Origin of the sequence: Prevotella communis, from assembly GCF_022024175.1 — a bacterium.
In the GTDB taxonomy this organism is placed as follows: Bacteria; Bacteroidota; Bacteroidia; order Bacteroidales; family Bacteroidaceae; genus Prevotella; species Prevotella communis.
The window spans coordinates 2,033,441-2,053,550 of sequence record NZ_CP091794.1 but is presented as its reverse complement, the minus strand read 5'-3'; the positions used below and the strand labels follow the sequence as shown (position 1 = coordinate 2,053,550).

Genomic DNA, 20,110 nt, shown 5'->3' with positions numbered 1-20,110 from the left:
ATGTATCAAAGCAACACAATACGACAGTGCCTGTGGCTGATAACGACCATCAGGCAGAACGAGCGCCTCACGCTGAAGGCGCTGCAGGAGAAATGGACGGCCGACAAGATGGGCGACACGCTCTATCGCTCGTCGTTCAACCGCTATCGTGACAAAATCTTCGAGTTGTTTGGCCTGATGATGGAGTGCGACGAGAAGTACCAGTATTATTTCTCGAACCCGGGCGAGCTGGCCGACCATTCGATTGAGAGTTGGCTGCTGTCGACGATGACGGTGAACGTGGCACTGGCCGACAGTTCGACGGTGAAGGACCGCATCATTCTGGAGAGCGTGCCCGAGGGCGAGCAGTTCCTGCCGATGATAATCAAGGCCATCAGACTGAACCGCCGCCTGCACATGCGCTACCAGCGCTTCGGCTGTGAGGTGAGCGAGAAGACGGTGGAGCCCTACGTGCTGAAGCTGTGGGGACGTCGCTGGTATCTGCTGGTGTTTACGGGCCACCACATGGCTACCTACTCGCTGGACCGCATGCTGTCGGTAGAGATGACCGACGAGACCTTCGTGATGCCTGCCGACTTCTCGTCAGAGCAGTACTTCGGCGAATACTACGGTGTGCTGACCGACGAGACAACGCCGCTGACGCACGTGGTGGTGCGTGCCTACGGCAAGACGGCCAACTACCTGCGCACGCTGCCACTTCACCACTCGCAGCGGGTGGCAGACACGACCGAGGCCTATACCGACTTTACGCTCGACGTCAGGCCCACGCCCGACTTCCTAGGCGAACTGCTGAAATACGACCATGGCGTGGAAGTGGTCGACCCGCCTGAACTTCGCCTTAAAATGTGTAAAATCATAAAAGAAATGCTTAATAGATATTAAATCTCAAGAGGGTGTCCCCGGTTTCTGGGACACCCTCTGTTGTATATTTGCAATCCGAAATCAATATATGTCGAACTAAAAACATTAAGATTATGGATGCGATTTTTTGGATTTATATCATTGCGGTAGTGGTAATATTCACGGACTATAAATTCTTAGAAGAGAATGGACGTAAATTTTGACGAACTGAGAGATTGGAGCGATGGCGCCAGGCGTGCGCTCGACAGGGAGCGCGAAAGAATGATGGAACAGATGAAAATGCTGGACGGACTGGCACGGGCCACGGAGGTGATTGGCGATATCCAGGCCGAGAACGAGCGGCTGCAGGCGGAGGTGGACGACCTGAACGAGCAGCTGGAGCAGCGGGATCAGGAGATAGAAGATCTGCGCCGTCAGCACCAACAGGAGATAGACGACCTGCAACGGCAACTGCTGGAGGCGAGAAACCAGCATCTGGAGACGGAGCGACAGCACCTGGAGACGGAGGTGCGTGCGAAGCCTATGGAGATTCACAACCACTTCGAGGCGGGCAGCAGTTCGCAGGTGTTCAACGACCGGGTGAGCGGTAAGTTTGGCAAAGTCCAGAGCGACAGAAATAAGAATAACAAGAAACGTAACGATATCAAAAAGAACAAGAAAAAATGGAAAAAGACAATCAGAAAAATGTTGTGAACAATTTTGAGGCGGGCTCAAACTGTCAGGTATTCAACGGCAATATCCGCGGCTGCGTGTTTGCCATGCCCGGGGCGACGGTCAACCAGCACGTGCCGGAGCCACAGACGCCAGACGCGCCTCAGGATGATGAGCAGCCCGATGTAGCGACGCTGGCGACATGTGTAGACAGTGTGCGTCAATACTTCTGGGGCGACAGTGCGCTGGCGGTCATCTTCTGCACGTGTCGCGACTGCTACGGCTATGCCAATAATATGAGGCAGTTTGAGCGCGACTTCCATTGTCAGGAGGGGTTGCTGTCGAATACGTTCAGAAATAATCCGTATATGCGCCTGCATGTGGACAAATGGGCGCAGCAGGGTGCCAAGCAGCGGGTGCTGCAACTGATGGAGGCGTATAAAAATGCCGTTGAGGACAGGCGCACAGCGTAATACCTACAGAATAATCTACATAACCTACAGAATAACCTACAGAGGTGCATGACGTTGTTTCATGCACCTTTTTTTTGTGCCTAATTTTGCAGCGTCGAACAACGACAAGGCGATCTTTGACATGTTGATACACAGTAATGGGTTTTAAAGACACAGTAACATATTAACAGACACAATAACATATTAACAAATAACAAATTAATTATGGAAACAAAGATTTTGAAAGTGGTACGCCAGGGCGAGGCCTTCAGCGTACAGTCAAGTAAACAGGAGTCGGGCGTTATCCAGAAGTGCAACATCGTGCTGAAGGAGCTGGGCTCTAAGTTTGAAAATGAATATGTGTGCGCCATGCTGGGTAATCTGGCGGCGTGCAGGTTCTACGAGGGTGACATCGTCATCGCCACCCTCCGGTTCTCTACACATGAATATCAGGGACAGACGTTCCAGGAAATACTGGCGACAGACCTGATAAAGGTAAATAGGTAAAAAATAAAAAGGTAAAAACAACAATGACAACAAATATTCAGATTTTTAAGAATGATATGTTCGGCGAGGTTCGAACAATGACAAATGAGAAAGGTGAGACTTTCTTTGTGGGTAAGGATGTGGCACAGGCGCTGGGATATGCTAAAAGTCGTAATGCTTTAGCGGCTCATGTTGATGATGAGGACAAAAAGGACGCCCTGATTCAGGGCCCCCTTGGTGGAACTCAGAAAACGATTATCATCAACGAGTCTGGTCTCTACTCCCTGGTACTCAGCTCCAAGCTGCCGCAGGCTAAGGAATTTAAGCGCTGGGTAACGGCTGAGGTGCTGCCGCAGATTCGTCAGACGGGCGGTTATCTGCCAACAAGGAACCTGCGCACTGGCGAGGCACTGACCGAGGGTGAGATGGTTGAGGAGGCCAACAAGATTATAGCTCGTACCATATCGCGTGCCAACCTGCCTGCTGACGACTGTTTCACAGCATCAGAGGTGGCCGAGAGCCTGGAAACAACAGCGAACGCGCTGAACCACTTCTTGGTGGACAAGGGCATACAGTATTGGAACGGTTCGCGCTACAAGCTCAAGGCCCAATATACTGAATGCGGCTATACGGAAGAACGCATGTTTCACTACTACGCTCTGAATGGTGACAAGAAGCAGCGCCCATACATGGTGTGGACACCGCAGGGCAAGGAATTCATCAAATCATTGTTTCACTAAGAACTAACTTGAGTTGAGGCGAAAGAAGTCTTCACGTGAAGATGGCCATCGGATTTCTGAAACTTCTGCTCGCAAAACTTAAGTAAAATGAAAACTAGAAGAACACCTATTTTAGGACAACAGGTAATGGTCGAGGGTCTGATGACCTTCGGCAAGCAGGAATCAGGACTGCGTACACTTGATTTTGAGTGCTGCGAGGATGTGGCAGCAGAAGCCTTTCATGGCGATTTCCACGTGCAGGGGATGCGCGACGGCAACGTGTATATGACTGAGAAACCTAAACGACACAAAAACAAACCGATATTCCGCGAAGACAACTGTTCGCTGTCGCACGGTAAGGATAAGCGATATTATTTCTACTTCTCGCTCGACGAGGATCAGCTGGGGCAGTTGCCCGAGAAACTGGTGCGTCAGGCCAGCGCGGTAGCGCAGAAAGTGATTCGCGAACTGATAAATGGAAGGGGACATAGACGATGATTTCATACTGTAAGAATGGCAAGTCAGCGCAGGTTCTGGCTTGCCCTCAGGATAAACTGAACGAGATTCTGGACTCGCCAGTTGTGGCAGAGGTGTGCCGGAAACTGACCACCGTAGACCACGATAGTGACGAGGCAAAGACGCTGAAGCAGGGGTTGCCGCTGCTCATGTTTATGGCCCATTATACCGACGGGCACCGACACGCCAAGAGTGCTGTGCCTACGAATATGGCCTATCTGGATCTGGATGAGCTGAACGGCGAAGACCCGCGTGAGGTGTGGAAACGACTGGTGCAGACGCTTATTATGCTGGAGCTGGAGCATCTGATAGTATTGGTACACGTAAGTTGTTCGGGCAAGGGCTTGCGCATAGTGTATATCATTCCAAGTCAGTTCGGCCATCTGTCGCCAACGGAGCGCATAGACCAGTCGAAACAGTGGCTTGCTGCTAAGCTTGGCGTAACCGACGACTCCAAGACAAAAGACCTGGCTCGCGGGTCGTTTGCAGTACCGAGAAGCTATGTGCTCTATGGTCCTGATAAGCGACTGTTTGAGGAGAATGTGAGCGAGAGTGTGAAGCAGGAGATATTTGATGGAACTACAAATAATAGAAATCAAGGAGTATCAGGACAAGGTGATGATGAAAAAACTCCAAAACTCCCAGACTCCTTAGACAATAAATTCCCTAGCGACTACCACGGCATACCGTTTGAGCAGATACTGAAGAAGTACTGGGAACTGAACAATCACGGGTTTGAACCGACCATTGGCGACCGCGACACGCTGACCTATCAGTTGGCCTGCGACCTGAGGCATATCTGTGGCAAGAATGCTGACTGGCTGGATCAGGTGATTCCCTGCTACAACGGGTTCCCCGAAGAGGAGAAACGGGCGAAGATTAAGAGTGCACTGAGTTCGGAGTACAACGGATTTCCGCAGAGGCTGCGCAACACACTGAATGCCTTAACCTCTCCCGACCTCCCCAAAGGGGAGGAGGGCCTAGCGGATGAGGATGACAATGAAGATGCGGTAGCAAATTCTTCACTTTTCACTATTCCCTCTTCCCTTAGGCGAATGCCTCAGGGCATCCGCGACTCCATCGATGCCGTCGGTCCTCAGCTCTCCATGCCCGTTATCACCGCCATCTGCCCCTGTATCGGTACGCTGGCCACGGGTGTGACGCTGGATGTGCACGGGCAGAAGAGGGGGCTCAACCTCATCAGTTACATTGCCGGTGATTTTGCCAGCGGCAAGGGTGGCATCGACCCCGTGGTGGAGGCGTGGATGAGTGAGGTGCAGGCGCTCGACAAGATGTACCAGGTGCAGGAGGATGAGTGGCGTGCCAAGAAGCGGGCGGCGAAGAATAAGAAGGAGCAGCCCGAGGAACCGAAACTGCCCGTGCGCTGTCTGACGCTGAACAATACGGTGGCCAACCTGGCCGAGCGTCTGGCCAACACGGAGGGCAAGCACGCCTTCTCGTTTACCCCCGAGGCCGATACCGTGGCGCAGAAGTGGAAATCCACGATGAGCGACTTCTCCGTGATGCTGCGCCAGAGCTACGACGGTACGAAGTACGAGCGTGAGGCAAGGAGTGCTGACGCGGTGAACGTGCATATCGACAAACTGCTGTGGAACGTGTGCATGTGCGGCACGCCCGATGCGCTGTATCGCGTGGTGAACAACTACACCGACGGTTTCCAGAGCCGTATCGCCGTGGCCCGCACGCCCGATAACACCTTCGCACCGCTGCAGGACAAGCCGCCTGTGCTGACTGACCGCCAGCGCGACCGCATCCAGCAGATAGCCCATCTGTTGCCGCTGATGTATGGCGAGGTGGTGCTGCCCAAACTGGAGGCCAAGGGCCGTGAATGGGTGGAGCGCATCCGACTGGAGACGATGAAGAACGACGACCGCACCCGTGCCCGTCAGCGCTTCCGCGTCTGCGTCACAGCCCAAAGAATGACGTGCTGTCTGATGCTCTGCAAGGTGTGCGAAGGCCTTATTCAGAAGCACGGGCTGACCGGAGCAGAGGCACAGTTGAAGCAGCAGCCGGGACTATGGAAGGAGATGCTGCTGAAGGCGCAGACGCCCACGATGCTGGAGGTCTACGACGTGATAGCCGACTCGCTGTTGGAGAATGCGCTCTACTTCTTCCGCGACCGCATAGAGAACGCCTTCCAGAGTCGCGACTATGCTGGCAATATGAACGGTGAGCGCACCAAGCGCGGCAAGAACGACTCCATCTTTGAGCGACTGGACATCCAGTTCTCTTTCGAGCAGGCTATGCAGCAATCGGTGGCGGTGAAGGGGGCCAACGTGAACCATAACACCGTGCGGCAGATGCTGAAGAATTGGCGCAAACAAAAGCTCGTGGCACTGGAAGAGGATGGGAAGTATAGAAAGGTATAGTGAATAGTGAATAGTGAAAAATTTCTTTTAGTCGCGAAGCTTTGTAAAAGCGAGCAGAGCTCGAGCGGCTACCGCATTGGCGGTCAAAATGGTCAAGGTCATTTGGTCAAAATCGATTTTATGAATATTGAAATTCAGAATTATGAATTTAGAATTAAATAATTCGCAGGAATGCTTTGTGTTGCTCTGGCGCAGGCTGGAGCGCACGAGGCGCCTCCTCGGAGGTCAGTGTAAGCGGTATTGCATCCGCAATGTGTTGAAGGCATGGTTTGGCAGCGAAGCCACCGACGATTTTATCTGGGAGGTGTGTCACATGGCTGTGGTTGACGACGAGCCTCAGGAAGGCTGGAACGAGCTGCCGATACCGAGTCTTTATCCGCGCAAGCACCGTGAACTGTTGCGTGCTATCGTGGCTGTAAAAACGGGCGTCAGCTATCGGAAAGTCAATCTGAAAGCGCTCGATAAGGCTTATAGTGAAGCCTTTCCAAATAGTACACCAATAAACGTAAATAAAAAAGGAAAAAGGTAAAAAGTAAAAATTATGATTGCAAGAGGAATTCGTAATAACAACCCATTGAACATTCGTCGTTCAAAGGATAAATGGCAGGGCTTGAAGGCCTTGCAGACAGACGCTCAGTTCTGTCAGTTTGAAACAATGCCGTATGGCTGGCGTGCAGCCTTTAAGTTGCTGACACGCACATACTATCATGATTACAGGCTCTATACCATCAGGGCGATAATCAATCGCTGGGCGCCGCCTAATGAGAACAACACGAAGCGGTACATTGAGAATGTATGCAGGCTGACGGGCATCGGAGCCGATGAGCCCCTGGGCATCCCCAGTGATAAGCCTGCCCGCTGGATTATGCTGGGTGCTGCCATGGGCATTCAGGAGTGCGGTCTGGAAGGCTTCGACTGGTTTGCTATGCTGCGCGGCTGGATGATGGCGAGGGAATAAAGAATTTGTAATTGCGAACTATTGCAAACGAAAATGTTTGGATAGTTCGCTTTTTTCATGTACCTTTGCAAAACGAAATCAACCGTAAGAAAAAATGAAACTGATATTATTGACCGTACTGCTGACGATGTGCAGCACTGGGGCTTTCTCACAGAAAAGGGAAAGCCTGAATCTGGAGATGATAGACAAACAGGCGATTCCTGAGGACACGATGGTGCGACGGGGGGTGCTGGACAACGGACTGACGTATTATGTGCGCAAGAACGACAGTCCGAAGAAACTGGCGTATTTCTACCTGCTGGTGAAAGCGGGGTCTGTGGTGGAGCAGGACAACGAGCGAGGCATAGCCCACTTTGTGGAGCATATGCAGTTTAAGGGCACGAAGCATTTCCCTGGCAGCATCTTCCAATTTACCCAGCGCCACGGACTCCAGTTTGGCCACGACACCAATGCCTTCACGGGCTTTACAACGGTGCGCTACCAGTTGAATGGGATTCCCGTGGACGACGCGGTGCTGATGGACTCCTGTCTGTTGCTGCTGCGCGACTGGGCCGGCGATGCCACGATTGCCGCCAAGGACGTGGAGAGCGAGCACAACGTGATTGTGGAGGAACGGCGCACCAGAATGATGCCCTCGTTTGTACAGCAGTTGCAGAACGACTTCTACAATAACTCCATCTATGCCCGACGTTCTCCCATCGGCGATATGGACATCGTGAAGAACTGTACTCAGCAGTTGGTGCGCAACTTCTACGACCGCTGGTACCAGCCTCAGAACCAGGCCGTGGTGCTGGTGGGCGATTTTGATGCAGATGAGATGGTGATGAAGGTGAAGAGGATGTTTGGCGACAGGAAGCGGGGCAAGACGGTGTCGCCTGCGGTGCCCGCCATCCCTGACAGCGAGACCAAGTATCTGCTGTATACTGAAAAGCAGCAGCCCTTCGCCTCTCTTTGCTATCTGCTGAGGTTGGCTGGGGATACGGCGAAGCACCAGACCGTGGGAAGCATGAAGACGGACGTGGTGCGTGATGAAATCAGGATGGCGATGGAGATGAAGCTGAAGAGTCTGAGGGCGAAATATCCTGAACTGATTGACGGTAGCGTGATGTCGGTGAATGTGGCCGACCTCAGCGATAAGTTGTGGGTGCTCAACCTGTCGGCACCCCAGGACCAGTGGCGACACACGTTGGAGTTGCTGGCCATGCAGGTGGAACTGATACGTCGGAAGGGATTTGGTGACGACTACTGGAAACAGCGGAAAAACTATATCTGGCCGGACTACAATGCCGACTCTACAGCCATCGTCTTTGTGGACACGGTCTACGCAAAACACCCCAACAGTCTGGGCAGTACACAGCATGTGGAGAAATGCCTGGCCCATTTCTTCAACGGCGACGCCATCATACCCGATATGGAACGGCATCTGGTGGACCGTCACCTGAAGAATACCATCACTGCCGACGAACTGCGCGAGGAATTCTGCAGGATGACCAGCGGACGCAACATGATGATAGGCGTGATGCTGCCCGACAGTGCCATGATGCCTGGGCGCGAGGAGGTGGAGGCCGTATGCCAGCGCGTGAAACAGATGAGCGATGAGGAGTTGGCCGAGATAGAGGCGGTACAGCAGAAGAAGCTGGACAGAATCAATGTGGACAGTCTCGACATCCCAACAGTTCCAGGCACCGTTGTCAAGACCAAGGTGCTCAACGACAGCATCAGCGAGGTACTGTTGTCGAACGGCGTGAAGGTGGTGCTGATGAAGCAGCCTATGGAGCATCATCTGGTGAACTTCATGCTACGCCGTCCGCAGGGCTATAGCATGTTGGCCGATGACGACATCAACTTCCACGACATGTTGGGCAGTTGCCTGAGAAAATACAGTTGCTTTAACGGGTACTCGAACGTTGTTGTTGAGGCATTTGATGATACTTATGACCATATGGCCAAGTGGGAACCAGGTGACAGCCTGAACCTGGACAGGGTGGAGTGTACGCTGAAGATGCTCTACAAGTCGCTGACCACGGACGAGATAGACTCCGTGGAGTTTGCCGAACAGAAACAGAAGTTGCAGACGTCAGTGGCGAGCCTGTCGACCCCATTGGCACAGTCGGCCCTGAAAGTGGGAATGATGATTTTGAAGGACACCAGGCGACAGGTGACGCCATCGGCCGAGACGATAGCCAACTACGACATCGGGCACTTCCGTGAGGTAGTCCGCGAATACTTCTCTAATTTCAACGGAGCAGTGATGGTGGTGCAGGGCGAGTATGACACCGACAGCATCATGCCCCTGATACTGAAGTACGTAGGTGCCCTGCCATCGAAGCCGGAGCGCGTGAAGCGGACGGTGTGGCCGTCGGACCACTACAAGACGGAGAACAGCGTGATGACGGAGAAGATAGAGACCCCAGCGCCCATTTGTCAGACGTTCCTGTTCTACACCTGGGAGAAAGGCTACAAGTACACCCAGCAGACCCATGCCCATAATGAGGTGCTGAAGAGCGTGCTGGCCAACCAGCTGTTCCAGACCCTGCGCGTGCAGCACAGTGATGTTTACACCCCACAGATCCAGATGGAGGATGCCCTGCTGCCCGTGCCCAAGATGAGGTATGTCATCAGTTATGCCTGCGACCCCACCCAGCGCGAACGTATAGCTGAGGACGTGAAGAGCATTGTCAGGGACATGGCCGAGGGCAACCTGATTACGCAGGACATGATAGACAGCTATGTCAAGTCGCGCGAGAAGGTGCAGGACGCCTACAAAGGCAATGAGTACACCAGGCGTCGTGACTACCTGACGCAGGAACTCAACGGCATCGTGGTGAATCAGGGCGACCTGACCTATATCCGACAGGTGACGCCGAAGTCGCTGAAAGCCTTTGTGAAGCAGCTGCTCAAGAAGGGCAACCTGCACGTGGGCTACCTGACAAGCGAGTAAAACAGGCACTTGTGCAAATTTTTGCAAACTGAAAATACAATTGCGAACTATTGCAAACGAAAATGTTTGGATAGTTCGCTTTTTTCATGTACCTTTGCGACATGAATCAGATGTTGATGATACTCACACAGCGCGAGTTGTTCCTATTGATAATAGGTGCACTGACCTACATGGCGCTGTTTGTGGTGACCTGGCAGAACAGCCGTCGCAAGGTGCTCTCTTTGCAGGAGCGTTTAGACAAGGTACGCGCCATGCAGGAGGTGGCCGATGTGGAGGCCAACCGCCAGAAGATAGAGGAGCTGGAAAGACTGATACAGAAGTTGGGCTCCGAGAACTCGCTGCTCCGCCTGGAACTGGAGGAGAAGAAAGCCAAGTTGGACTATGCCAACACGATGGCCCGCATTGAGAGCGAGAAGCGCGAAAGGGCCGAGGGCGACATCTTCCGTTCGGAGGTGTATCTGAGGATACAGCGGCTGGCAGCAGAAGGCCGGAGCATGGGCGAGGAAGACTGGCAGCAGTTGGCCATGCTGGTAGACAGCGTCTACACGGGCTTCTCGGAGAAGTTGTACAGCCTCTACAAGCTCACCACCTACGACTACCATGTGTGTCTGCTCGTGAAGATCCACGTCCTGCCCAAGGATATAGCGCTGCTCACGGCCCATTCCAAGGAGAGCGTCTCTACCAGCAGGAGCCGGCTCTATCAGAAAGTGTTTGGCAAGAAGGGATCGGCCAAGGACTGGGACGATTTCCTGCTGTCGATATAATATAGAATAAGGTATAATCATTAAAACAATAAAGCTATGATCGATTATCTGTTGGCCAATATGTGGCAAATATGGGCTGTAATAGCCGTCTTGGGCCTGATACTTGAGTTGACATCGGGCGACTTCTTCCTCATGTGTATTGCCATCGGTGCGGCAGGAGCTGCCATCACGGCACCCTTCGCCAATATATACTGGCAGATTGGCGTCTTTGCGCTGGTCACGCTGGTCAGTCTGTTTCAGGTGCGCCCCTTCGTGCTGCGCTACCTGCATCGCAACGACAGCAAGTGTGTGAGCAATGCCGATGCGCTGTTGGGCCGCAAGGGACGCGTCAGTGAGACCATCCCAGCAGGCGGTTTCGGCTATGTGGCCATCGATGGTGACCAGTGGAGGGCCGTGGCTGTCAACGACGAGGAGATAGCTGCCGGTACACGCGTCAGGATCGTGAGCCGCGAGAGCACCATCGTCACCGTGGAACTGTTGACGGATTAAAATCATCAATTAATTATAAACTCTTTAATAACTAAAACGTATGGATTTATTTTTCTATTTCCTCATTGCCATTGCCATTGTGGCTGTTATCATTGTGAAGATGGCGCTGGTCATTATCCCACAGTCGGAGACCAAGATTATTGAGCGACTGGGACGTTATCATGCTACGCTGAAGCCTGGTATCAACCTGATTATCCCGTTTATCGACAAGGCCAAGAACGTGGTGGTGCTGAAATACGGTCGCTATGTCTATTCCAACAATATCGACCTGCGTGAACAGGTGTACGACTTCCCTAAGCAGAACGTGATTACGAAGGATAATATCCAGATGGAAATCAACGCGCTGCTGTATTTCCAGATCATGGACCCCTTCAAGGCTACCTACGAGATCAACAACCTGCCCAACGCTATCGAGAAACTGACACAGACCACGCTGCGTAATATCATCGGTGAACTGGAGCTGGACGAGACGCTGACATCGCGCGATACCATTAATACGAAGTTGCGCGCCGTACTGGACGACGCCACGGATAAGTGGGGCGTGAAGGTGAACCGCGTAGAACTGCAGGATATCACACCGCCATCATCTGTGCTGAATGCCATGGAGAAGCAGATGCAGGCCGAGCGTAACAAGCGTGCGCAGATCCTGACCTCTGAGGGTGAGAAGGCTGCCGAGATCCTGGCTTCCGAGGGTGAGAAGACGGCTACCATCAACCGTGCTGAGGCTGCCAAGCAGCAGGCTATCCTGACGGCCGAGGGTGAGGCACAGGCACGTATCCGCAAGGCTGAGGCCGAGGCACAGGCCATCGCGCTGATTACTGAGGCCGTGGGCAAGAGCAGCAACCCCGCCAACTACCTGCTGGCCCAGAAATATATCCAGATGCTGGAGCAGTTGGCCCAGGGCGACAAGACCAAGACCGTATACCTGCCTTACGAGGCTACCAACCTGATGGGCAGCATCGGCGGTATCAAGGATTTGTTCAAGAGTGAATAAATATTGAATATTGAACGAATAAATGAACGAAATGTAAAAGAAATACGCTTTTTCTTTTGCATTTCGTTACTTTTTTAGTAACTTTGCAGCCAAATTAGACTGCATACGTATGGTATACAATATTTTTAAGGGACTGGGTATCGCACTCGTAACCCCCTTCAAACAGGATGGCTCGGTAGACTACGAAGCCTTGCTTCGACTGGTAGAGTATCAACTGGACAACGGCGCTGATTTTTTCTGTATTCTTGCTACAACTGGTGAGACTCCAACCCTGACCGCTGATGAGAAGAAGCGTATCAAGGACTTGGTGGTCGATAAGGTGCAGGCACGTGTGCCCATCCTGATGGGCTGTGGCGGAAACAATACGGCTGCTGTGGTGGAGGAGCTGAAAAACGGCGACTTTAAAGGTATTGACGGTATACTGAGCGTATGTCCTTACTACAACAAACCCTCGCAGGAAGGACTCTATCAGCATTTCAAGGCTATCGCTGCCGCTACACAGTTGCCCGTGGTATTATATAATGTACCTGGACGTACAGGCGTGAACCTGAAGGCAGAGACAACGGTGCGTCTGGCGCGCGACTGCCAGAATATCGTGGCTATCAAGGAGGCCAGCGGTAACCTGGAGCAGGTAGATGAGATTATCAAGAACAAGCCAGCCGACTTTGACGTCATCTCTGGCGACGACTCGCTGACATTCCCCATGGTATCATGTGGTGCGGTGGGTGTCATCTCCGTCATCGGCAATGCGCTGCCCAAGGAGTTCTCGAAGATGATTCGCCTGCAGATGCGCGGCGAGTACGACCCTGCCCGCAAGATTCACCATCGCTTCACGGACCTGTTCTCACTGCTCTTCGTCGACGGCAACCCCGCTGGCGTGAAGGCCATGCTCCACGAGATGGGTTTCATCGAGAATGTGCTGCGTCTGCCCCTGGTGCCCACGCGAATCAGTACGCTGCAAAGAATGAGCGAACTGCTGCGTGAGCTGAAGATTTAATTCTCTTATTTGATCTTTTCCAAGGCTGCCTTTGCGGCCAGTACGGCTCGGCGCCAATCGGTGTCGAGTGAAAAGCGTGTCAGACTGTTGGCATCGTTGAAATAGGCCAGCACCATCTCCGTGTCGTTATCATTGAACAGTGGGTTGGAATAGCTGGCGTCCATGTAGGCCCTGATAATCTTCTTCTGGTGATTGGCAGGCATGGTGCGACTCTCAACGAGCGAACGGGTGTAGTTGGTGATGAAGACATTCAGCGAGAGTGCCTCCTTGTCGAGCAACTCGGCCGTAGAGTCGGGAAACTCCTCCTTCATCTTGATAGCCAGATAGTTGAGCGCCTCCAGTTTGAACATACTGAACTGGCGCACCAGCATATCGGCACTGGTATCGCTGACCTTGGCCTGGGCCGAGCGACGGATCTCTGCATATATCTCCTGGGCGGAAAGGGTCTGTGAGAGGCTCAGGAGGAAAAGTGCTGAAAGAAAAAATTTTTTCATTTTGAAATCTATTGTTGTTTGATGAGTTGTTTTCTCAGTGTAAAGCATTCAGGCAGTTCCTCTTCATAGTGGGTCACCATGATGAGCGTCTTGCCTGGCAGCTCGCTATAGGTCTGGATGATATCCTTCACCAGTTGGCGGTTCTGACTGTCGAGCCCGTGAAGGGGTTCGTCGAGAATCAGCAGCTGGGGCGCCTTGACGAAGGCACGTGCCAGGAGCACCAGGCGCTGTTCGCCGCTGGAAAGCTGCAGGAACGGGCGCTGTTCCATCGCGTCGATACCAAAGATACGCATCCACCACCTGCACTGTTCGCGCTCGGCCTCGTTGGTACGCGTATAGAGTCCCACCGTATCCTTCAGTCCGCTGGCCACCACCTGGATGGCTGGGATGTTATGCTGGTAGGAACGGTGCATCTCGGGCGACACATAACCGATGCGGCGCTTGATGTCCCAGATGGTCTCGCCACTGCCTCGCTGTTTGCCAAACAGACGGATATCGCAGGCGTAGGCCTGAGGATTGTCGGCACATATCAGCGAGAGTAGGGTAGACTTGCCACTGCCGTTCTGGCCTGACAGCGCCCAACATTCGCCTTCGCGGATGGTCCAGTTGACATCCTTGAGGATGGTACGTTCGCCATAGCGGATGCTGACATCGTGGAAGCTCACCACCTCGCCGGCCGTGGCCTGCTGCTCCTGGTGAAGCGTGCGGATAGCCTCACGGCGTGCACCGTCAAGATGGTGGAGTGGGGCAAGGAACTCCTCCTGCGGCGTGATCCAGATGATGTCGTCCACATACGCGGGTACATTTTCCTTCCTGGCCACCACGAGATAGATGGTCATGTGCTGCTGATGCACCAGGACAGGAAACAGTTGGTTGAGCTGCTCGCGTGTCTGGGCGTCAAGACCGATAAAGGGATTGTCGAGTATCAGGATGCCAGGCTGTGCAAGGAGCGTCTTGATGAGCTGGAACTTGCGCAGTTCGCCACTACTCAGGGAGATGGTGTATTTGTCGAGCAGGGGCTCAAACTCAAACAGGCTGATGAGGTCCTGCAGCAACTGACGGCGCTCGGGCGTGTCGTCGCCCAGCATGTCGTAGGCACGCTGAATCATCTCACCCACACAGGGCGTCTCCTTGTCGATATCATGCTGGTTCCAGCGCAGTTGCAGGTAATAGGCGCGGTCGGTGGCTGTGCCGTAGGTGTCGCAGAAGGCGATATAGCGCACCTTACTGCTCGACAGGTCCTTGCGGAGCTGGTCCACATACTTCGTCTTGCCACTGCCGTTGCTGCCTACGATAGCTATGATTTTCTGGCTTTCCATACTTTATCCTGATTCTTGTTCACAAAATCCTTCCATCCGCGATAATGGGGCGCATCCGTATCAGGACGGCCCATCTGCAGGAAATGGCAGTAGGCGGCTGCAAGGGCGTCGGTAGCATCCATGAAGCGGCCCATCTCCTCGGTAGGGATATGGAGCAGGCGCTGCAGCATGCCGGCCACCTGTTCCTTGGAAGCCGAGCCATTGCCCGTGAGCGCCATCTTGATTTTCATAGGGGCATATTCGTGGATGGGCACGCTGCGGCGGATAGCGGCGGCAATAGCCACACCCTGCGCACGTCCCAGTTTCAGCATGGATTGGACATTCTTACCAAAGAAGGGCGCCTCGATAGCCAGTTCATCGGGCAGGTAGGCCTCGATAATACCCGTGACCCGTTCGAAGATATGGCCCAGCTTCAGATAGGCGTCCTCAAATTTACGCAGGTCAATGATGCCCATTGTCACCATCTCGGCCTTGCCGTCGACGACGCGCAGGATGCCGTAACCCATGATATTTGTACCTGGGTCGATGCCCAGTATCACTTTCTCTTTCATGCTACAAAGGTAACGTTTTTCAAGGATAGAACGGATAGGATTATATGAAATTTAACAGAAAATAGAAAATTTATATCCCAAATATTTGCAAAATCAAATTATTTACGTAATTTTGCAGTCGTAATAATTTAACGCCATAGGCCCAAGTTATGGTAGAATCTGAAATAATCGAGTCACAAATTAATAAAGGTGACTATAAAATATTGATAGTGGACGATGTTGTCAGCAACGTCCTGCTATTGAAAATTCTCCTTACAAACGAGAAATATCAGGTTTGTACGGCGAACTGTGGTAATATGGCCATCGAGCAGGCCAAGGCAGAGAAACCTGACCTGATCCTGCTTGACGTGATGATGCCTGATATCACGGGTTTCGACGCTGCACAGATCCTGAAGAAAGACCCTGAGACAGCACATATCCCCATTATATTCCTGACCGCCCTGAATAACCCAAGCGACTTGGTGCATGGTTTCCAGGTAGGTGCCAACGACTTCCTGACGAAGCCGTTTAACAAGGAGGAACTGGTGGTACGTGTGTTCCACCAGATTAAGCTGGTGGCTGCTACGCGTATCATCGAGCGCCAGAATGCTGAGTTGCGTGCCACCATCGGCAACCGCGACAAGATGTACTCTGTGATTGCCCACGACCTGCGTTCGCCTATGGCCAGCATCCGCATGGTGCTCAACCTGGTGGCGGCTTCTGCATCGCCTGAGCTGATCGGGCAGGAGATGTACGACCTGCTGGATAAGGCCAACAAGGAGTCGGAGGATGTGCACGACCTGCTGGATAACCTGCTGAAATGGACCAAGAGCCAGACGGGCCGTCTCACGGTGGTGCGTCAGGACCTGGACCTGAACGATATCATCCCTGGCGTGGTGGATATCTTTGAGATGATTGCACAGAACAAGCATATCAAGTTGAATTATCAGACCAGCGCTTCGTCGGTCATCGTTACGGCCGATAATGACATGCTGAAGACGGTGGTGCGCAACTTCATGTCGAACGCCATCAAGTTCACCCCCGAGAATGGCAGCATTGATATCATCCTCAGCACAGAGGGCGATTATGCCAAGGTGAGCGTGCGTGACCACGGCGTGGGTATTGCCCCTGAGCGTCTGAGTTCTATATTTAATAAAGGTGAGACGACCTACGGCACAGGCGGCGAGGAAGGCTCTGGCCTGGGCTTGCAGCTCTGTCAGGACTTTGCCACGAAGAATGGCGGTAGCTGTACGGTAGAATCAGTACTTGGCGAAGGATCTACGTTCAGCGTCCTGGTACCTCTGAAGAAGTAAAAAGATAACACAATAAAAAAAAGGTAGTCATTTTCTTTGCAGTTACAAAAAAAATGACTACCTTTGCATTCGATTTCAGTATAACGTTTCTTTTCGTGAAGCGTTTCTTACATCACAAAATCTCCAATTTTTAGTCAAAACATACGTTTAACGTATCAATACTATATGTATACCAAAGAACAACTTGAAAGTATGGCAGTTCCTGAATTGATGGAAGTTGCCAGCAAACTGGGAATCAAAGTGTCGCAGAACGACTCTTTGGAAACCGTTATTTATGACATTCTGGACAAGGCTGCCATCGATGTCGCAGCCGAAGATGCTTCGCCCTCAAAGCGTAAGCGCACACGTATTGCCAAGAAAGATACAGATAAGGTCTACACCGTGAAAGGTGACGATGGTGAGAACCTGGATACCAAGGGAAAGAGGAAAAAGGCAGAAGCTCCGTCGCTGTTTAGTGACGCCCCTGTGAAGGCAGAGGCCGAAGAAAAGCCTGCAGAGGAGGCTAAGCCTGCTCCCAAGAAGCGTGGCAGGAAGACCAAGGCCGAACAGGCTGAGGAAGAAGCCGCCCAGGCACCTGTTGCAGAGGAGCAGCCCGCAGAGGAGCAGCCAGTAGCAGAAGCCGTAGTGCCCGAGGCTGCCGAGGATATGCAGACCGAGGCTCCTGACCCTGAACTGCTGGAGCACCTGCAGGAAAAGATGTCAAAGCGTCGTGAGGAGGTGAATATGCCTCAGGAGCAGTTTGACAATGCCGGCAACTACTGGGAGGGTGACCCTGGCGACGGTACTGATTTCATTACCGTTGTAGACCTGCCTATCGAGGACCAGGCCGCTATCCCCACGCTCGATATCTTCGACCGTCCTATGGCTAATCAGGCAGAGCCCGTATTCCAGCCTGTATCTCAGGCACCGTCATCAACCGCCAATTATGACTTTGGCGACCTGATTGAGGGTAATGGTGTGCTGGAGCTGTTGCAGGACGGCTATGGCTTCCTGCGTTCAAGCGACTACAACTATCTGTCGTCGCCCGATGATATCTACGTATCTCCCCAGCAGATCAAGAAATATGGCCTGAAGACGGGTGACGTGGTTGACTGCACCGTTCGTCCGCCTCACGATAACGAGAAATACTTCGCCCTGTCAAGCGTGAAGGCTATCAATGGACGTGAGCCTTCTGAGGTGCGCGACCGCGTGTCGTTCGAACATCTCACGCCGCTCTTCCCTGAGGAGAAGTTCAACCTGTGCGGCAATCCTGCTACCACCAATCCTTCTACACGTATCGTCGACCTGTTCTCACCAATCGGTAAGGGTCAGCGTGCGCTGATTGTGGCTCAGCCCAAGACCGGTAAGACCATCCTGATGAAGGATATTGCCAACGCCATTGCTGCCAACCATCCTGAGGCTTATATCATGATGCTGCTCATCGACGAGCGTCCTGAGGAGGTGACGGATATGAGCCGTACGGTCAACGCTGAGGTGATTGCCTCTACCTTCGACGAGCCTGCCGACCGTCACGTGAAGATTGCAGGTATCGTGCTCGAGAAGGCTAAGCGTATGGTGGAGTGCGGACATGACGTGGTCATCTTCTTGGATTCTATCACTCGTCTGGCTCGTGCCTACAACACGGTATCGCCTGCCAGCGGTAAGGTGCTGACGGGTGGTGTGGACGCCAATGCCCTGCAGAAGCCTAAGCGCTTCTTCGGTGCTGCCCGTAATATCGAGGGCGGTGGTTCGCTCACCATTATCGCTACAGCCCTGGTAGATACCGGTTCAAAGATGGACGAGGTGATCTTCGAGGAGTTCAAGGGTACGGGTAACTCAGAAATCCAGTTGGATCGCATGCTGTCCAACAAGCGTGTGTTCCCAGCCCTCAACCTCGTACAGTCGTCTACTCGTCGTGATGACCTGCTGCAGGATCCTACCACACTCAACCGCATGTGGATTATCCGCAAGTTCATTGCCGAGATGAATCCTATCGAGGCGATGAATACCGTTCGCGACCGTCTGGTACAGAGTCGCAACAACGAGGAGTTCCTCATGTCAATGAATGGCTAATTCATGGATTTTCAGATAAAAAGAGTCGCAGACGTCCCCGTTCTGCGGCTTTTTTTGCACTTTTTACTGGAAATGTTTCGCCGTTTCAGAAAATAGTTGTAAATTTGTCGCTGCAAAGAAAAAAATATTAAATATATAAACACTTAAAAACAAAAGACAATGGCAAAGATCGTAACATTGGGTGAGATTATGCTCCGCCTGTCGCCTCAAGGCAACGACCGTTTTATTCAGAGCGAATCATTCCGCATCATCCCTGGCGGTGGTGAGGCTAACGTCGCTATTTCTGTAGCAAACTATGGCCATGAGGCATATTTTGTTTCGAAACTTCCCAAACACGAAATCGGCCAGATCGCAGTCAATGCGCTGCGTCGTTATGGCGTTAATACTGAGTTTGTAGCTCGCGGTGGCGACCGTGTAGGTCTGTACTATGCTGAGACAGGTGCTTCAATGCGTCCTTCAAAGGTGATCTACGACCGTGCTCATTCTTCTATCGCAGAGGCTGATCCCTCTGACTTCGATTTCGATAAGATTATGGAAGGTGCTGCCTGGTTCCATTGGAGTGGTATCACACCTGCCATCAGCGATAAGGCTGCCGAACTGACCAAGTTGGCTTGTGAGGCCGCCAAGCGTCACGGCGTTACAGTATCAGTTGACCTGAACTTCCGTAAGAAGCTGTGGACCAGCGAGAAAGCTATCTCTATCATGCGTCCTTTGATGAAGTATGTCGATGTATGTATCGGCAACGAGGAGGATGCTGAGCTCTGCCTTGGTTTCAAGCCCGATGCCGACGTAGAGGGTGGTCAGACAGATGCTGCCGGCTACGAGGGTATCTTCAAGCAGATGATGCAGGAGTTTGGCTTCAAGTATGTGGTTTCTACCCTGCGTGAGAGCTACAGCGCTACCTTCAATGGCTGGAAGGCCCTGATCTATGACGGTAAGGAGTTCTATCAGTCAAAGCGCTACGAGATTAATCCTATCATCGACCGCGTAGGTGGTGGTGACTCTTTCTCTGGTGGCCTGATTCACGGTCTGCTGACCAAGAAGACTCAGGGCGAGGCTCTGGAGTTTGCTGTGGCTGCATCAGCACTGAAGCACACTATCAATGGTGACTTCAACCTGGTAAGTGTTGACGAGGTAGAGGCTCTGGCTGGCGGTAATGCTAATGGACGTGTACAAAGATAAGA

General features: G+C 52.6%; 19 protein-coding genes and 1 pseudogene. 17 read left to right on the top strand and 3 right to left on the bottom strand.

Annotated elements, in window-relative coordinates; genetic code table 11:
• From L6466_RS08465 to dapA, 14 genes are all read left to right on the top strand, one after another.
• Entirely contained in the window at positions 1 to 882 is an 882-nt protein-coding gene (locus L6466_RS08465) for a helix-turn-helix transcriptional regulator (RefSeq protein ID WP_237793110.1), read from the top strand.
• A 165-nt stretch (positions 883 to 1,047) separates the two neighbouring features.
• Positions 1,048 to 1,554, top strand: a complete 507-nt coding sequence (locus L6466_RS08460) for a hypothetical protein (RefSeq protein WP_237793109.1) — start codon at positions 1,048 to 1,050, stop codon at positions 1,552 to 1,554.
• On the top strand, positions 1,524 to 1,985 hold the full coding sequence (locus L6466_RS08455; protein WP_237803202.1) for a hypothetical protein: 462 nt from the start codon (positions 1,524 to 1,526) through the stop codon (positions 1,983 to 1,985). Before L6466_RS08460 ends, L6466_RS08455 begins: the two co-directional genes overlap by 31 nt.
• A gap of 204 nt (positions 1,986 to 2,189) precedes the next feature.
• Entirely contained in the window at positions 2,190 to 2,471 is a 282-nt protein-coding gene (locus L6466_RS08450; RefSeq protein ID WP_237793107.1) for a hypothetical protein, read from the top strand.
• Positions 2,472 to 2,494: 23 nt separating this feature from the next.
• Positions 2,495 to 3,190: a phage antirepressor KilAC domain-containing protein gene (locus L6466_RS08445; protein ID WP_237793106.1), complete on the top strand. Its 696-nt coding sequence runs from the start codon at positions 2,495 to 2,497 to the stop codon at positions 3,188 to 3,190.
• A gap of 87 nt (positions 3,191 to 3,277) precedes the next feature.
• Positions 3,278 to 3,667: a hypothetical protein gene (locus L6466_RS08440; RefSeq protein ID WP_237793105.1), complete on the top strand. Its 390-nt coding sequence runs from the start codon at positions 3,278 to 3,280 to the stop codon at positions 3,665 to 3,667.
• Positions 3,664 to 6,075, top strand: coding sequence for a DUF3987 domain-containing protein (locus L6466_RS08435; RefSeq protein ID WP_237803203.1), 2,412 nt, complete (start codon positions 3,664 to 3,666; stop codon positions 6,073 to 6,075). The genes L6466_RS08440 and L6466_RS08435 overlap by 4 nt, the downstream gene beginning before the upstream one ends.
• Before the next feature lie 142 nt (positions 6,076 to 6,217).
• The gene (locus tag L6466_RS08430) at positions 6,218 to 6,604 is read left to right on the top strand and encodes a hypothetical protein (RefSeq protein WP_237796223.1); all 387 of its coding nucleotides are present in this window, start codon (positions 6,218 to 6,220) and stop codon (positions 6,602 to 6,604) included.
• A 12-nt stretch (positions 6,605 to 6,616) separates the two neighbouring features.
• Positions 6,617 to 7,033, top strand: a complete 417-nt coding sequence (locus L6466_RS08425) for a hypothetical protein (RefSeq protein ID WP_237803204.1) — start codon at positions 6,617 to 6,619, stop codon at positions 7,031 to 7,033.
• A 94-nt stretch (positions 7,034 to 7,127) separates the two neighbouring features.
• Positions 7,128 to 9,974, top strand: a complete 2,847-nt coding sequence (locus tag L6466_RS08420; protein ID WP_237803205.1) for a M16 family metallopeptidase — start codon at positions 7,128 to 7,130, stop codon at positions 9,972 to 9,974.
• A gap of 101 nt (positions 9,975 to 10,075) precedes the next feature.
• On the top strand, positions 10,076 to 10,738 hold the full coding sequence (locus L6466_RS08415; protein ID WP_091852195.1) for a hypothetical protein: 663 nt from the start codon (positions 10,076 to 10,078) through the stop codon (positions 10,736 to 10,738).
• A gap of 36 nt (positions 10,739 to 10,774) precedes the next feature.
• Entirely contained in the window at positions 10,775 to 11,227 is a 453-nt protein-coding gene (locus L6466_RS08410; protein ID WP_091818193.1) for an NfeD family protein, read from the top strand.
• A gap of 40 nt (positions 11,228 to 11,267) precedes the next feature.
• Complete coding sequence (locus L6466_RS08405) at positions 11,268 to 12,221, top strand: SPFH domain-containing protein (protein ID WP_091818191.1); 954 nt, start codon at positions 11,268 to 11,270, stop codon at positions 12,219 to 12,221.
• Positions 12,222 to 12,330: 109 nt separating this feature from the next.
• Positions 12,331 to 13,218, top strand: coding sequence for a 4-hydroxy-tetrahydrodipicolinate synthase (gene dapA / locus L6466_RS08400; protein WP_091818189.1), 888 nt, complete (start codon positions 12,331 to 12,333; stop codon positions 13,216 to 13,218).
• A 5-nt stretch (positions 13,219 to 13,223) separates the two neighbouring features.
• On the opposite strand, the gene L6466_RS08395 is transcribed toward dapA, so the two are convergent.
• From L6466_RS08395 to ruvC, 3 genes and pseudogenes are all read right to left on the bottom strand, one after another.
• On the bottom strand, positions 13,224 to 13,712 hold the full coding sequence (locus L6466_RS08395; protein WP_237796230.1) for a hypothetical protein: 489 nt from the start codon (positions 13,710 to 13,712) through the stop codon (positions 13,224 to 13,226).
• Between the two features lie 8 nt (positions 13,713 to 13,720).
• Positions 13,721 to 14,971: pseudogene (locus L6466_RS08390) on the bottom strand (ATP-binding cassette domain-containing protein); the annotation flags it as partial.
• A gap of 38 nt (positions 14,972 to 15,009) precedes the next feature.
• Positions 15,010 to 15,582, bottom strand: a complete 573-nt coding sequence (ruvC, locus tag L6466_RS08385) for a crossover junction endodeoxyribonuclease RuvC (protein WP_091818183.1) — start codon at positions 15,580 to 15,582, stop codon at positions 15,010 to 15,012.
• Between the two features lie 167 nt (positions 15,583 to 15,749).
• Here ruvC and L6466_RS08380 point away from each other — a divergent pair, with 167 nt between their 5' ends.
• From L6466_RS08380 to L6466_RS08370, 3 genes are all read left to right on the top strand, one after another.
• Positions 15,750 to 16,874: a hybrid sensor histidine kinase/response regulator gene (locus L6466_RS08380; RefSeq protein ID WP_176756922.1), complete on the top strand. Its 1,125-nt coding sequence runs from the start codon at positions 15,750 to 15,752 to the stop codon at positions 16,872 to 16,874.
• A 165-nt stretch (positions 16,875 to 17,039) separates the two neighbouring features.
• Entirely contained in the window at positions 17,040 to 18,926 is a 1,887-nt protein-coding gene (gene rho / locus L6466_RS08375) for a transcription termination factor Rho (RefSeq protein WP_091818179.1), read from the top strand.
• 159 nt (positions 18,927 to 19,085) lie between these two features.
• Positions 19,086 to 20,108, top strand: a complete 1,023-nt coding sequence (locus L6466_RS08370) for a sugar kinase (protein WP_091818177.1) — start codon at positions 19,086 to 19,088, stop codon at positions 20,106 to 20,108.
• Positions 20,109 to 20,110 lie beyond the last annotated feature (2 nt).

Coding starts and splice junctions, on each gene's coding strand:
- L6466_RS08465 (WP_237793110.1), top strand. CDS start 1: ATGTATCAAAGCAACACAATACGACAGTGCCTGTGGCTGATAACGACC.
- L6466_RS08460 (WP_237793109.1), top strand. CDS start 1,048: ATGGACGTAAATTTTGACGAACTGAGAGATTGGAGCGATGGCGCCAGG.
- L6466_RS08455 (WP_237803202.1), top strand. CDS start 1,524: ATGGAAAAAGACAATCAGAAAAATGTTGTGAACAATTTTGAGGCGGGC.
- L6466_RS08450 (WP_237793107.1), top strand. CDS start 2,190: ATGGAAACAAAGATTTTGAAAGTGGTACGCCAGGGCGAGGCCTTCAGC.
- L6466_RS08445 (WP_237793106.1), top strand. CDS start 2,495: ATGACAACAAATATTCAGATTTTTAAGAATGATATGTTCGGCGAGGTT.
- L6466_RS08440 (WP_237793105.1), top strand. CDS start 3,278: ATGAAAACTAGAAGAACACCTATTTTAGGACAACAGGTAATGGTCGAG.
- L6466_RS08435 (WP_237803203.1), top strand. CDS start 3,664: ATGATTTCATACTGTAAGAATGGCAAGTCAGCGCAGGTTCTGGCTTGC.
- L6466_RS08430 (WP_237796223.1), top strand. CDS start 6,218: ATGAATTTAGAATTAAATAATTCGCAGGAATGCTTTGTGTTGCTCTGG.
- L6466_RS08425 (WP_237803204.1), top strand. CDS start 6,617: ATGATTGCAAGAGGAATTCGTAATAACAACCCATTGAACATTCGTCGT.
- L6466_RS08420 (WP_237803205.1), top strand. CDS start 7,128: ATGAAACTGATATTATTGACCGTACTGCTGACGATGTGCAGCACTGGG.
- L6466_RS08415 (WP_091852195.1), top strand. CDS start 10,076: ATGAATCAGATGTTGATGATACTCACACAGCGCGAGTTGTTCCTATTG.
- L6466_RS08410 (WP_091818193.1), top strand. CDS start 10,775: ATGATCGATTATCTGTTGGCCAATATGTGGCAAATATGGGCTGTAATA.
- L6466_RS08405 (WP_091818191.1), top strand. CDS start 11,268: ATGGATTTATTTTTCTATTTCCTCATTGCCATTGCCATTGTGGCTGTT.
- dapA (WP_091818189.1), top strand. CDS start 12,331: ATGGTATACAATATTTTTAAGGGACTGGGTATCGCACTCGTAACCCCC.
- L6466_RS08395 (WP_237796230.1), bottom strand. CDS start 13,712: ATGAAAAAATTTTTTCTTTCAGCACTTTTCCTCCTGAGCCTCTCACAG.
- ruvC (WP_091818183.1), bottom strand. CDS start 15,582: ATGAAAGAGAAAGTGATACTGGGCATCGACCCAGGTACAAATATCATG.
- rho (WP_091818179.1), top strand. CDS start 17,040: ATGTATACCAAAGAACAACTTGAAAGTATGGCAGTTCCTGAATTGATG.
- L6466_RS08370 (WP_091818177.1), top strand. CDS start 19,086: ATGGCAAAGATCGTAACATTGGGTGAGATTATGCTCCGCCTGTCGCCT.